This window comes from Pseudonocardia sediminis (assembly GCF_004217185.1).
Lineage (GTDB): Bacteria > Actinomycetota > Actinomycetes > Mycobacteriales > Pseudonocardiaceae > Pseudonocardia > Pseudonocardia sediminis.
On sequence record NZ_SHKL01000001.1, the window covers coordinates 4,233,411 to 4,244,921 of the forward strand.

The 11,511-nt window shown below is 74.0% G+C and carries 15 protein-coding genes; 9 read left to right on the plus strand and 6 right to left on the minus strand.

What is annotated here, in order from left to right; all coding sequences use genetic code 11:
- The first annotated feature begins 104 nt into the window (after positions 1-104).
- The 6 genes from EV383_RS19570 to EV383_RS19595 all read left to right on the plus strand — a co-directional run bounded on the left by EV383_RS19570 (position 105) and on the right by EV383_RS19595 (position 4,184).
- On the plus strand, positions 105-857 hold the full coding sequence (locus EV383_RS19570; protein WP_242623209.1) for a hypothetical protein: 753 nt from the start codon (positions 105-107) through the stop codon (positions 855-857).
- A gap of 208 nt (positions 858-1,065) precedes the next feature.
- The gene (locus EV383_RS19575) at positions 1,066-1,956 is read left to right on the plus strand and encodes an IclR family transcriptional regulator (protein ID WP_130291252.1); all 891 of its coding nucleotides are present in this window, start codon (positions 1,066-1,068) and stop codon (positions 1,954-1,956) included.
- Between the two features lie 120 nt (positions 1,957-2,076).
- Complete coding sequence (locus tag EV383_RS19580) at positions 2,077-2,868, plus strand: 2-keto-4-pentenoate hydratase (protein WP_130291253.1); 792 nt, start codon at positions 2,077-2,079, stop codon at positions 2,866-2,868.
- Positions 2,865-3,623, plus strand: coding sequence for a 2-keto-4-pentenoate hydratase (locus tag EV383_RS19585; protein ID WP_130291254.1), 759 nt, complete (start codon positions 2,865-2,867; stop codon positions 3,621-3,623). The genes EV383_RS19580 and EV383_RS19585 overlap by 4 nt, the downstream gene beginning before the upstream one ends.
- Before the next feature lie 13 nt (positions 3,624-3,636).
- Positions 3,637-3,840 (plus strand): 2-hydroxymuconate tautomerase, encoded by a 204-nt coding sequence (locus EV383_RS19590; RefSeq protein ID WP_130291255.1) that lies wholly within the window; start codon positions 3,637-3,639, stop codon positions 3,838-3,840.
- On the plus strand, positions 3,840-4,184 hold the full coding sequence (locus tag EV383_RS19595) for a Rieske (2Fe-2S) protein (protein ID WP_130291256.1): 345 nt from the start codon (positions 3,840-3,842) through the stop codon (positions 4,182-4,184). The genes EV383_RS19590 and EV383_RS19595 overlap by 1 nt, the downstream gene beginning before the upstream one ends.
- 6 nt (positions 4,185-4,190) lie before the next feature.
- On the opposite strand, the gene EV383_RS19600 is transcribed toward EV383_RS19595, so the two are convergent.
- Entirely contained in the window at positions 4,191-4,604 is a 414-nt protein-coding gene (locus EV383_RS19600; protein ID WP_207223586.1) for a hypothetical protein, read from the minus strand.
- Between the two features lie 255 nt (positions 4,605-4,859).
- Between EV383_RS19600 and EV383_RS19605 the strand changes: the two genes are divergently transcribed.
- Positions 4,860-5,678, plus strand: a complete 819-nt coding sequence (locus EV383_RS19605; protein WP_165438407.1) for an SGNH/GDSL hydrolase family protein — start codon at positions 4,860-4,862, stop codon at positions 5,676-5,678.
- 83 nt (positions 5,679-5,761) lie between these two features.
- Positions 5,762-6,235 carry an ATP-binding cassette domain-containing protein gene (locus EV383_RS32690; RefSeq protein WP_130291258.1) on the plus strand — a complete coding sequence of 158 codons (474 nt, stop codon included), beginning with the start codon at positions 5,762-5,764 and terminating at the stop codon, positions 6,233-6,235.
- Here EV383_RS32690 and EV383_RS19615 read toward each other — a convergent pair.
- The 4 genes from EV383_RS19615 to EV383_RS19635 all read right to left on the minus strand — a co-directional run bounded on the left by EV383_RS19615 (position 6,189) and on the right by EV383_RS19635 (position 9,842).
- Positions 6,189-6,431 carry a hypothetical protein gene (locus EV383_RS19615; RefSeq protein WP_130291259.1) on the minus strand — a complete coding sequence of 81 codons (243 nt, stop codon included), beginning with the start codon at positions 6,429-6,431 and terminating at the stop codon, positions 6,189-6,191. The genes EV383_RS32690 and EV383_RS19615 overlap by 47 nt on opposite strands.
- Complete coding sequence (locus tag EV383_RS19620; protein WP_130291260.1) at positions 6,428-7,774, minus strand: Rieske 2Fe-2S domain-containing protein; 1,347 nt, start codon at positions 7,772-7,774, stop codon at positions 6,428-6,430. The genes EV383_RS19615 and EV383_RS19620 overlap by 4 nt, the downstream gene beginning before the upstream one ends.
- A 116-nt stretch (positions 7,775-7,890) precedes the next feature.
- Positions 7,891-8,409 carry a UGSC family (seleno)protein gene (locus tag EV383_RS32695; RefSeq protein WP_273701365.1) on the minus strand — a complete coding sequence of 173 codons (519 nt, stop codon included), beginning with the start codon at positions 8,407-8,409 and terminating at the stop codon, positions 7,891-7,893.
- Entirely contained in the window at positions 8,406-9,842 is a 1,437-nt protein-coding gene (locus EV383_RS19635) for a thioredoxin family protein (protein ID WP_207223587.1), read from the minus strand. Before EV383_RS19635 ends, EV383_RS32695 begins: the two co-directional genes overlap by 4 nt.
- Positions 9,843-9,865: 23 nt before the next feature.
- Here EV383_RS19635 and EV383_RS19640 point away from each other — a divergent pair, with 23 nt between their 5' ends.
- The gene (locus EV383_RS19640) at positions 9,866-10,654 is read left to right on the plus strand and encodes an IclR family transcriptional regulator (protein WP_130291263.1); all 789 of its coding nucleotides are present in this window, start codon (positions 9,866-9,868) and stop codon (positions 10,652-10,654) included.
- On the opposite strand, the gene EV383_RS19645 is transcribed toward EV383_RS19640, so the two are convergent.
- Positions 10,625-11,428: an IclR family transcriptional regulator gene (locus tag EV383_RS19645; protein ID WP_278044837.1), complete on the minus strand. Its 804-nt coding sequence runs from the start codon at positions 11,426-11,428 to the stop codon at positions 10,625-10,627. The genes EV383_RS19640 and EV383_RS19645 overlap by 30 nt on opposite strands.
- Positions 11,429-11,511 lie beyond the last annotated feature (83 nt).

Sequence of the window (11,511 nt, forward strand, 5' to 3'; positions counted from 1 at the left end):
ATCCGGGATCGCTTGACGGTTCGACAGTAGGCGGCCTAGCGTTCCAGAAACCAGACCTGCCATTCCGCATATCGGAACGGATCTCGTCGTGATCGGAGGGCGTCGTGCCCGAGAGCCCCGCGCCGCCCGGCCCCGAGAGGATGCGCGAGGCCGTCGGTGTGTACGTGGAGTCGCTGCACCGCGCCTACCTCGCCCAGGCCGACACGTTCGCGCCGGCCGCGCGCGGTGCGATGCCGCTGATCTCCGCCCCGGGGACGCTGCACGTCGCCGCCGTCGGGGTACGGCACCTGCACCTGCTGGCCACCCGGGAGTCGCTCGGGCCGCTGCGCGGGCAGGAGGTCGAGATCGCCGGGGCGTTGCCGGGGCTCGACTGGACGCTGCGCTTCTACGACCCGGTCGTCATCCCCGGTCTCGGCCTGATCGACGAGTCCGACGGCCCGCGCCAGGGCGAGGTCCGCACGGCGCTGGGGCTGCAGGCCGTCGTCTACCACGTGGTCGCCCAGCCCGGCTCCGGCCTGACGCCGCACCATGCGGGGCACGTCGGGTCCGGGCTGGCCAGCAGCCACTCCGCCGCCGTGCGCGACTTCGACACGATCCGCAGCCGGGTCCGCGGCCGCGAGTCGCTCGTCGACGAGCTGGTGGGCGCCTACACCGCCGGTCTCCCCCGCGCCCAGGCTCTGCTGGCCCGGGCGATCTCCCCGCACGACGCGGCCGTCGGGGCGCTGGCCGACACCCCGGCCCCGGACCCGGAGGAGGTCCGCAAAACGCTGCTCGACGCCGTCGGTGGGCGCCGGGACTTCTCCCCCGCCGGACCCACCGCCGACGGCACGGGCCCCGTGACCGGTGCGACGCCGTGACCGGCATCGTCGCGATGATCGGCGGACGGGTACCGATCGTGGCCACCGGTGGCCCGGATCGGTACCGAACCGGCGATCATGCCGGCGCGCGGCGGGTGGCTACCGGAGGGGGCTCCCTCGGTGATCGGCGGCCGGGTACCGATCGAGGCCACCTGTGGCGCCGATCGGTACCGGACCTCCGATCATGCATCGGTCGGGGACGGCGCGGATGACCGACGCCCCGCTGTCGACCGTGCGCAACGCCGCCCGGGTGCTCAAGGCGTTCCTGACCCGCGAGGAGTCGATCGGTGTCTCCGAGATGGCGCGACGCCTCGGGCTCGGCAAGTCCGCGGTGCACCGGCTACTGACCACCCTGGCCGCGGAGGGACTCGTCGAACAGGACCCGCGCACCGGCGGCTACCGGCTGGGCATCGTGATGTTCGAGCTCGGCGAGGCCGTGAAGGTGCACCTGGACCTGCACGCCGCCGCCGCGCCGGTGCTGGCCCAGCTGCGGGAGCAGACCGGGGAGTCCGCGCAGGTCGGGGTACTCGACGGCGACGAGGTCGTCTACGTCGACCGTCTGGAGAGCGCGCATTCGTTGCGCCTGTTCACCGAGACCGGACGACGGGTGCCGGCACACTGCACGAGCTCGGGGAAGGTCCTCCTGGCCCACCTCGACGCGCCGGCGCTGGCCGCGTACCTGCGCCGCCCGCTGGCCCGGTTCACACCGCACTCGGTCACCGACCCGGACGTCCTCGCCGCGGAGCTGGCCCGGGTGCGCGGCGACGGCTGGGCCGAGGCCGTCAACGAGCGCGAGATCGGGGTCGCGTCGGTGGCCGCGCCCGTCCGCGACGCCCGCGGCGACGTCGTCGCGGCGCTGTCGGTCGGGGCACCGGTCGCCCGGTTCGGCGCCCCGCAGCGACGGCGCGTGTCCCGGGCCGTCGCCGAGGCGGGCGAGGCGATCTCCCGGCGGCTCGGCTTCGCCCCCGAGCACCTCGGCGTACCCGGCTCCCCCACCGGCGGGTCCTCCGTTCCACCGACCGGAACGACCGCGGTGACGACGCCTGCCGCCGAGGCGAGGATCGGCCCCACACCGGTGGGCTCGGCCCGCCGCGACTGACCCCGCTGCCACCGACCCCTGCCGAACCGAGGGCCTCGGCCCGACGCCCTCCGCGAGAACCCGACCCGCAACTCCGAGACCGACACCCCCGAGACCCCCGACGATCAGGAGACCGCAGCGATGCCCGTGACGGACGCCCCCGGCAAGGCCAGGGCGCTCTACGACGCCCGCCGGACACGGGTGCCGATCCCCCCGTTCACCGACGACGACCCATCGCTGGGGATGGCCGACGGCTACGCCGTGCAGCGCGAGCTGATCCAGCTCCTGCTCGCCGACGGCGACACGATCGTCGGGCACAAGGTCGGGCTGACGTCGAAGGCCATGCAGACGATGGTCGGCGTCGACTCCCCCGACCACGGCCCGGTCCTCGCCTCCACGATCTACCGCGACGGCGACACGATCGACCTGGACTCGTTCATCGCCCCGAAGATCGAGGCCGAGATCGTGTTCGTGCTCGGGGAGCGCCTCGTCGGGCCCGGGGTGACCCTGCTGCAGGCCCGTGCCGCGATCGCCGGTGCGGTGGCCGGGATGGAGATCGTCGACTCGCGGATCGCGGACTGGCGGATCAAGCTCGCCGACACCGTCGCCGACCTGGCCTCGAACGGGGCGATGGCGACGTCGAGCAACGTCGTCCCGCTCGGCGGCTGGGACCCGCGCCTGGTCGGGATGACGCTCACCCGCAACGGCGAGCTGATCGACTCCGGCGCCGGGGCGGCCGCCCTCGGCGACCCGGTGGCCGTCGTCGCGTGGCTGGCGAACACCCTCGGCGAGGTCGGCGTGGCACTCGAACCCGGGCATCTGATCATGACCGGGGCGCTGCACGCGGCCGTCCCGATGACCCCGGGCGACGTGTTCCGGGCCGAGTTCGACCGGCTGGGGCCGGTCACGATCCGCGTCGGAGACACCCAGTGAACACTTCCGAGCTCGCCGCGCGCCTCACCAAGGCCGTCGCCGACCGGACGGCGATCGAGCAGCTCAGCGCCGACACCCCCGACCTGGACCTGCCCACGGCCTACCGGGTGCAGCGCGAGCTGCGCGACGCCGCCGGTCCGCTGGCGGGCTGGAAGCTGGGCGTGACGTCGCGGGCCAAGCAGGCGCAGGTCGGCGTCAGCGACCCGGTGTTCGGGTTCCTCGCCGGAGCGAACGCCGTCGACCTCGGCGAGCCGCTGGACACCTCGAAGCTCATCCAACCGCGCTGCGAGCCGGAGATCGTCTTCGTGCTGGGACGCGACCTGTCCGGCCCGCACGTCACCGCGACCGACGTGCTCGCCGCGACGTCCGGTGTCGCCGTCGGCATCGAGGTGCTCGACTCCCGGTTCGCGGACTACAGGTTCACGATGGCCGACGTCGTCGCGGACAACACGAGCGCCGGACGGTTCGTCGTCGGCACGCCGGTCCCGCTCACCGGGATCGACCTGCGCCTGGTCGGTGTGGTGCTGGAGAAGAACGGCGAGCTCGTCGCGACGGCGTCCGGTGCCGCGTCACTGGGGCACCCGGCCGCGGCCGTGGCGTGGCTGGTCCGCCAGCTCGCCGCCGACGGCGAGGGCCTGCGCGCCGGCGAGGTCGTGCTGTCCGGCGGGCTGACCGCCGCCACCCCGGTGACCGCAGGCGACGTCGTCGTCGCCTCCGTCGACCGGCTCGGGACCCTCGAGCTGGCCGTCCGCTGATGAGGAGACGCAGATGCCCCTGATCCAGGTGACCCTCTCCAAGGGCCGCACACCCGAGCAGCTCAAGGCCCTCGGCGAGGCGCTGACCGCCGCCGCGGAGTCCTCGATCGGCGCCAAGCGGGAGTCGGTCCGCGTCGTCCTGACCGAGTGCGAGCCCGACCACTGGTTCGTCGGCGGGGAGACCCTCGCCGACCTCAGGGCGTCCGGGGAGCGCTAGTGCTCCTGCCGATCGCCGGGCCCGGCGTCGTGCGGAGCGACGACGGGCGGGCGTTCGCCGTGTTCGAGGTCGACGACGGCTACCGCGTCACCGACGCGCTGTGCCCGCACAACAAGGGTCCCCTCGACCAGGGCTGGTTGCGGGACGGATCGACCGTGGTCTGCCCGTGGCACTGGTACCGGTTCGACCTCGACACCGGGGAGTGCGACACGTCGCCGCAGCACGTCCTGGGCGTCCACCCGGTGGTCGACGTCGACGGCGTCCCGCACGCCGACGTCGGCGGGCCGCCGGCGCCGCTGTCCTGGTCGGAACGGCTGCGCGCGCACGCCCGCGGCGACGGCTGACCGGCCTCAGCCCACCGGCGCCGCCCGGGCCCGCCGGAACGCCGCCGTCACCGCAGCGACGACCGCGGTGCCGGCCGACGTCCCGAGCAGGACCAGCACGGCGCCGACGGCCCACAGACCGCTGTCGTCCTGCGACGCGGCGGTCAGCGACCAGGCGACGGTGAACGTCACCGGCACGACCGCGACGACCAGCCACGCCGGCAGCCGCCGGGCCGCGGCGACCACGACGGCGAGCAGGCACAGCACGACGCCCGCCACCTGCCAGGCCTCCCACGGCCCGGTCGAGGTCCCGGTGACCGGATCGACGTCGCGCCGCAGGTCCCAGGCGGTCCAGACCCACCAGCTCGCCGCAGTCGCGAGGGCGAGCAGCCCGGTCCCGACGAGGCGTCGGGTGCCGTGCAGCAGATGGTCGTCGGTCACGGGTCCTCCTCCGGTCGCGGTCTCCCCACCCTCGCCGCGTCGTCCGGATGGATCATCGGGGTTACTACGTACGCCGTGCGTGATGCAATGAGGAAGCATGCTGACAGTTCCGGCCCGTTCCGGCCCATGATCATCGAGCCGGAACGCGGAGCCGCGGACGACGACCCGTTCGGCCCACACCGCGCACGTCCTGCGCTACCGGAGCCGACCCCCTCGGCGGTTGCCGCTCCCCCGGCCCGGGCGTGTGATGGACGGGTGCGCCGACTCCTCGTCCCCCTGCTGGTCTGCGTGCTGCTCCTGACAGGTCTGGCCCCGGCGGCCTCGGCGGCGAAACCGGCCGCCGCGGCCGCACCCGTCGACTACGTGGCGCTCGGCGACTCCTACGCCGCCGGCGTCGGCGCGGCACCGGACGGGCGCAGCGGGGACTGCCGGCGCAGCGAGCAGGGTTACCCCGCGCGGTGGGCCGCACGGAACGACCCGGCCACGTTCGTCTCCGTCGCGTGCAGTGGTGCGACCACCGGGCAGGTGCTGATCAAGCAGGTCCGCACCGTCTCCCGGCAGACCGACCTCGTCACGATCACCGTGGGCGGCAACGACACCGGCTTCGCCCCGGTCCTGGGCATCTGCAGCACGGCGAAGGACGACGCGGCGTGTGACCGCGCCGTCCGCGGGGGCGAGCGTGCCGCGAGGTACCTGGTGCCGGTCGGGCTGACGGCCATCATCGGGGCGGCGAAGCTGCAGGCGCCGAAGGCGAGGATCGTCGTGCTGGGCTACCCGCGGCTGTTCGCCCCGGGCGCGGCCTGCGACGTCCCGCTGGTGCCGAACGCGGCCCGGCGCGCCGCCCTGAACCGCGGCGCCGACACGCTGAACGCTTCGCTGCGCAGCACCGCGACTCGCTTCGGCGCCCGCTACGCCGACGTCTCGCGCGCGTTCGCCGGCCACGGCGTGTGCAGCGCCGAACCGTGGATCAACGGACCGACCGCGCCCACGGCGTCCGGCAACTACCACCCGACCTCGGTCGGCTACGCCCGCGGCTACCTGCCCGCCCTGCAGTCCGCGGCACCCCGCACCTGATCCACCCGCGGTCGGAGCGTGCCTGACGGGACCCGTCCACGGACGGAGGTGGGGCATGCGCGGCGCGTTCCACACTGCGCCCCATGGACGAACCCAGCAGGTATCCGGACCGCACCGTCGTCGAGTGCCGTGACGTCCGGGTCGCCCTCGGCGCACGACCCGTTCTCGACGGCCTGAACCTGACGGTCCGCCCGGGACGCGTCTACGCCCTGCTCGGGCGCAACGGTGCCGGTAAGAGCACGACGTTCTCGCTGCTCCTGGGGCTGCGCAGGCCGGACTCCGGGCAGGTGCGCCTGTTCGGGGAGCCCTGGTGTCGTGACGCTCTGGCCCACGTGGGCGCGAGCATCGACGGCCCGGCGCTCTACGGGCACCTCTCCGCGTCGGAGAACCTCCTGGTCCACGCCCGGCTCACCGGTAGATCCGGGGTGATGAGCGTGGCATCCGTCGCGCCGGACGCAACGGATGCCCCGCTCGTTCGGGCCCTCGGAGCCCGCAGGCGCGGGGTGGGGCTCAGTGCTCCGGCTCGTGGCCGATCGCGGTGCCGCCGGTCGTCGTGACCTCACCCGTCCAGCCGCAGCCGGCGCACCAGCAGTAGAAGCGGCGGTCGTCGCCCTCCCAGAACTCGGTGGCCAGGCCCAGCTCCGCGGCGCAGCGCGAGCAGAACCGCGGGGCGTCGCGACGGTGCGCCTCGGCGTCGGCGGTGAACCGGCGGTCGACGACGTCGGGTTCCCACGGCGCCGGGCCCGCGCTCATGCCTTCGGACCGGAGTCGACCTGCGCCTGTGTCCCCGGCTCCAGGGTCGCCTCTCCGATCCCGCCGACCGGCTGGAACGGCTCGCGCCCGGCGGCCTTGTCCTTGCCCACCTGCTCGGCCGCGCTGATGTGGATCTTCTTGATGGCGTCGAGCATCGGCGAGAACCGGGTCGAGCCCATGTCGCAGAAGTCCAGCGCGAACTGCGCGCCACCGGCGTGGAACTTGTCCTTCTCGCACGGCAGGTCGATCCGCTCGTGGGACTCGCGGATCGTGCCCAGCGGGTCCTCGCCACGCTCGACGCGGTCCATCTGCTCGCGGAACATCTTGCGCAGCATCGCCACGCCGATGTCGCTGCGGCCCAGGTGCTCGGTGGTGCGGTCGGTGATGTGCCCCTGCGTGCACCAGGCCATGATGTCCTGGCCCTCGACGTAGTTGACGACGTGCCGGCCCCGGTCGTCGAACACGGGGATCTCGTAGTCCGGGACCGTGGGCTGCGCATGAGGCTCGTAGCCCTCCGGCGCGTGCACCGTGTAGAGCATGAACCGGGTGGTGGTCCGGTTGATCGGGACCCGGATCTGCATCTGGTGGATGCCGCCGCCACCGACCCGCATGTTGTAGGGGAACACCAGCGGGTGGCCGACCTTCCAGTCGTCGTTCTCCTCGCTGGCCCCGGCCAGGATGCGTCGCTTGATGATGCCCCACTCGAAGGCGTCGAAGCCGATCCGCTGGTGCTGCTTGCCGAACGACGCGGGCGCGGTGAAGCCCTCGTGGCGGCCGATGAACTCGAAGTATCGCCCGTGCAGGAACTCCACGTGGTGCGGGTCGACCGCGTTCTCCATGATCTGCACGTAGTTGCACGGCAGGTCGGCCCAGCCGATGTCGCGGAACCCGTCCATCACGTAGGTGTCGAAACGCGGCAGCTCCGGCGCCGGATCGGGCCCGACGTAGGCCCACACGAGGCCGCCCATCTCCTCGACGCGCCCGGCGTCGGCACGGACGCGGTTCTGGAAGTTGGTGTTCTCCTTCTCGGCGGGCTGCTCGGTGCACGCGCCGTCGGTGTCGAACTTCCAGCCGTGGTACGGGCAGCGCAGGCCGTCGTCCTCGACGACGCCGTAGGCCATCGACGCCTTCCGGTGCGGGCACGGCTCCGGGATGATCCCGTACCGCCCGCGCGGGGACCGCCACAGCGCGAAGAACTCGCCGAGGAGCTCGACCCGCTTGACCGGGAACTCCTCCAGCTCGCGGGTGAACGCCACCGGGTACCAGTAGCGGCGGAGCACCTGCCCCATCCGGGTGCCCGGCTCGACCTGGGTCAGCTCGTCGTTCTGCTCGGCGGTCAGCATCGCTGGCGACTCCCCTGGAGGTGGTGGTTCGGGTTCCAGGGACGGTAGGGAGCGTCGTCACCGCCGGACAAGCGTTTTTTCCCGCGGAGAGGGAAACGCCCGGGTCGGCCCGCCGGTCAGCCGGTCGATGTCACCGCCGCCAGGATGTCGGCGAGCGCCTTCTCGGCCAGCTCACCCATCTCCGTGTCGGTGCGGTCCTGGATGGGGTGCGGGACGAACACGGCGGGTACCGCGGCGTAGCCGAGCGCGCGGGCCTGGGTGGCGGCGGCGTCGACGAACTCCGACGACGCCACGAACGCGGCCACCACACCCTGGGCCTCCAGGGCGACGAAGTCGTGCACACTGCACGACGTGCAGGAGCCTCAATCGGCGAGGGCCTCGATCACCACGTCGCACTGGGTGCCGATCTCGCGACGCAGGTCCGGGGGCATCGGCTTGGTGAACGTCGGCTTGGCGTAGCGGCGCACCGCGATGCCGCGCTCGGACAGCAGGGCCTCGAGCCGGTCGAGGAACTCCGGCCCGCGCGGCTTGGAGATGTCGAGCAGGCCGACGCGCAGCCCGGTCAGGTCCGCAGGGCGCTCCCGCGCGGTGCGGTGCGCCGGCGACCGCTCACCGGTCGGGTCCAGGACGATCATGGCCGTACCTCTCTCGTGACGGGTGTGCTCCCGCCGGGTCCGCCGACCCAGCCGCCGATCACCGACGAGAACATGCCGGCGCCGCCGCCGGCGTGCACGATCATCAGTCCGCCGGGCCGGAACTTGGGGACCGGCCCGGACAGCTTGCCCTCGGGCACACCCTCCTCGATGCCGCCGGCCCCGCGGACGACGTCGGCCGGGTCCAGCAGCAGCGCCTGCGCCAGCGCCGCCTCCAGGTCCGCCCGCGACCAGCCTGCGTCGGCGAACACCCGCGCGTGCTCGGGGCAGACGACCAGCGTCGCGTCGAACGCCCGCGGCGACTTCGGGTGCGAGACGCCGAGCAGTCCCAGCGCCAGCGACCGGGCCAGCGACTCCGGGGTGCGCGAGATCTGGTCGGTCAGCCCGCGCGGTCCCTCGGCGGCGAACACGGTCACGGCGGAGACCCCGGGCGCGACGCCGCGGGAGACCGACAGCGGCTCCCAGGGCGAGCCCGCCTCGTCCTCGGCGAAGCTGAACCCGATCTTGCCGGGGTGGCCCAGCGCCGCCCGGTCGACCCCGCCGGGACGCCCGCCGCCGACGTTGCGGATCACCAGCTGCAGCGCGCGGCCGATCGTGGAGTTGGCCCGGTTGCCCTGACCGAGCGCGTTGCCGCGGGAGTTCATCCCGATCTCACCGGCGACCGGGCCGTTGACCACGATCGCGGGCCCCGCGCCCCAGGTGGTGGCGAGCAGGCCGTGGGCGTTGAACTCGTCGGTGCACGCGGCCTCGACCGCGGCCAGCACGACCGGCAGGTACTCCGGGCGGCATCCGGCCAGCACCGCGTTCACCGCGACCTTCTCCACGGTGACCTCGACCAGGTCCGGCGGCACGACGGCGACGACCTCGCCCGGATCGCGGGTGGTGCCCTGCAGCATCCGCAGGACCCGGGCCGGGGTGGGCGCGACGACGGGGAGCCCGTCGGACCAGCCGCGGTCGAACAGGGCCTCGGCCTCGTCCTCCAGCGCGGTGACCTCGATCCGCCGTGCGTGCAGCGAGGAGCCGTGGGTGCGGACGAGCAGCTCGTCGGCGAACTCCGGGTCGCCGGTGCGCGAGCCGCAGCCGGGCCGGTGCTCGGGCAGGTCGGGCCCCAGTCCGCCGACCCCGGTGAGGGTCTCCCAGTCCGGGCGGGACCAGCCCTCGGTGCGCGCGGTCTCGGTGCCGCCGTCGAAGCGGAGCAGCGTCGGCACCGTCCGCACGTCGAGGGCGAGGCTGACCTCCAGTGCGGTGTCGTCGCGGGCGGTCACCGACTCCGGGAACGACGGGTCGTCCTGGGTGTAGACGGTGAGCCCGGGCAGTCCCGCGAGCACCGGTTCGACCAGGACGCACGTCGGGCAGTCCCGTTTCACGACCGCGACGAGGCCGTCGCGCGGCACGTCCACGGCGGTGTCCGACACGGTCGGGAGTCTAACCTCGATCCATGCGCGACGACGCCGTCGAGAGCCCCCGGCCGTCCTGGCGCCTGGACTCGGTGGCCAACGCGGCGCGCCTGCTCAAGGAGTTCTCCCGCACCGACCGCGAGCTCGGCGTCTCGGAGCTCTCACGGCGCCTCGGCCTGGCCACCTCGACGGTGCACCGGCTGCTGGCCACGCTCACCGACGAGCGTCTGCTCGACCGCACCCCGGGCGGCTACCGGCTCGGTCTGGCGCTGTTCGACCTGGGCGCGAGCGTCGCGCCGCACCTGGACCTGCACGAGGCCGCGATGCCGGTGATGGCGACGCTGCGCGCGTCCACCGGGGAGACGGTGCAGCTCGCGGTCCTCGACGGGCTGGAGTCGGTCTACATCGACCGTCTGGAGAGCCCGCACACCGTCCGGATCTTCTCCCGGGTCGGTACCCGGCTGCCCGCGACGACGACCAGCACCGGGAAGGTCCTGCTCGCCGCGCTCCCCCGCGCCGAGCTCGACGAACGCCTGCGCGCCTGGACCCCGCAGCGGGTCACCCCGCACACGATCGTCGACCCCGGGACGCTGCGCACCCGACTGGACGAGGTCGCGGTGCGTGGCTGGGCGGAGAACCGTGAGGAGTCCCGGGTCGGGGTGGTGTCGGTGGGCGCGCCGGTGCACGACGCGCACGGCGGCGTCGTCGCCGCGCTGTCGGTCGCCGCCCCCACCGACCGCGCCGGGCCGGCGGCGCTGCGCCGGATCCGCGCCTCGGTGATCGAGTCGGCGGCGGTGGTCTCACGCCGGATCGGGCTGTCGCACTCCTGAGCCACCGGCGGCCGCGCCGCCGAGACGCCGGGTGATCTCGTGGGCGGTGCGGTGCACGTGCCCGGCCAGCTCCGGCCACGTCCGCCCGCAGGCCGGGTCGCACAGGTGCCGGAACGTGACGCTCACCGACGCCACGGCGTGCCCGTCCGGTCCGAGGACCGGGCAGGCCACCGAGGCGAAACCCGGGCTGACCTCGCCGTCCTCGCAGGACCACCCCCGTCGTCGCTCGGCGGCGAGCGCCGAGTGCAGGGCACGCAGCGACGCCGGCCCGCGGTCGGTGCGCCGCTGCAGCGGGGCGCCGGTCGAGAGCAGCGCCCGGAGCTGGGCCCGGCCCGTCCCCGCGAGGACGGCCCGTCCGGACGCCGTCAGGTGCGCCGGCAGCCGCACACCGACCGCGGTGACCAGCCCCTCCGGCCGGGCCGGGCGCTCGCGCAGCAGGTAGAGCAGCTCCCGGCCGTGCAGGACGCCGAGGTGCGCGTCGTGCCCGACGCGCTCGACGAGGCGTCGCAGGATCGGGGCGGCGAGCCGGTCGAGCGGGTCGTGGCGCAGGTAGGCCGACCCCACCTCGAACGCAGCCAGGCCCAGGCCGTAGCGCTGCTGCTCGGGCAGGTGCACCACGAATCCGGCCGCCTCCAGCTCGGTGAGCAGGTGGTACATCGTCGAGCGGGGCAGCCCCAGCAACGACGCCAGCGTCGCCGCGGGCATCGGCCCGGAGTGTGCGGCGAGCAGCCGCAGCACGGCCAGCCCGCGGCGCAGCGCCGGCACTCCGGACACGGTCCACCTCGCGTGGCTGTCTGGGATACGAGACACCGGCAGTCTGCACCCTCTCGCCCGGGACGCGCCGGAGCGGTGCACTG

Bases quoted from the DNA above. Each gene is read 5' to 3' on its own strand.
- EV383_RS19640 (WP_130291263.1), top strand. From the start codon at position 9,866: ATGCGCGACGACGCCGTCGAGAGCCCCCGGCCGTCCTGGCGCCTGGAC.
- EV383_RS19620 (WP_130291260.1), bottom strand. From the start codon at position 7,774: ATGCTGACCGCCGAGCAGAACGACGAGCTGACCCAGGTCGAGCCGGGC.
- EV383_RS19615 (WP_130291259.1), bottom strand. From the start codon at position 6,431: ATGAGCGCGGGCCCGGCGCCGTGGGAACCCGACGTCGTCGACCGCCGG.
- EV383_RS19580 (WP_130291253.1), top strand. From the start codon at position 2,077: ATGCCCGTGACGGACGCCCCCGGCAAGGCCAGGGCGCTCTACGACGCC.
- EV383_RS32690 (WP_130291258.1), top strand. From the start codon at position 5,762: ATGGACGAACCCAGCAGGTATCCGGACCGCACCGTCGTCGAGTGCCGT.
- EV383_RS19590 (WP_130291255.1), top strand. From the start codon at position 3,637: ATGCCCCTGATCCAGGTGACCCTCTCCAAGGGCCGCACACCCGAGCAG.
- EV383_RS19575 (WP_130291252.1), top strand. From the start codon at position 1,066: ATGACCGACGCCCCGCTGTCGACCGTGCGCAACGCCGCCCGGGTGCTC.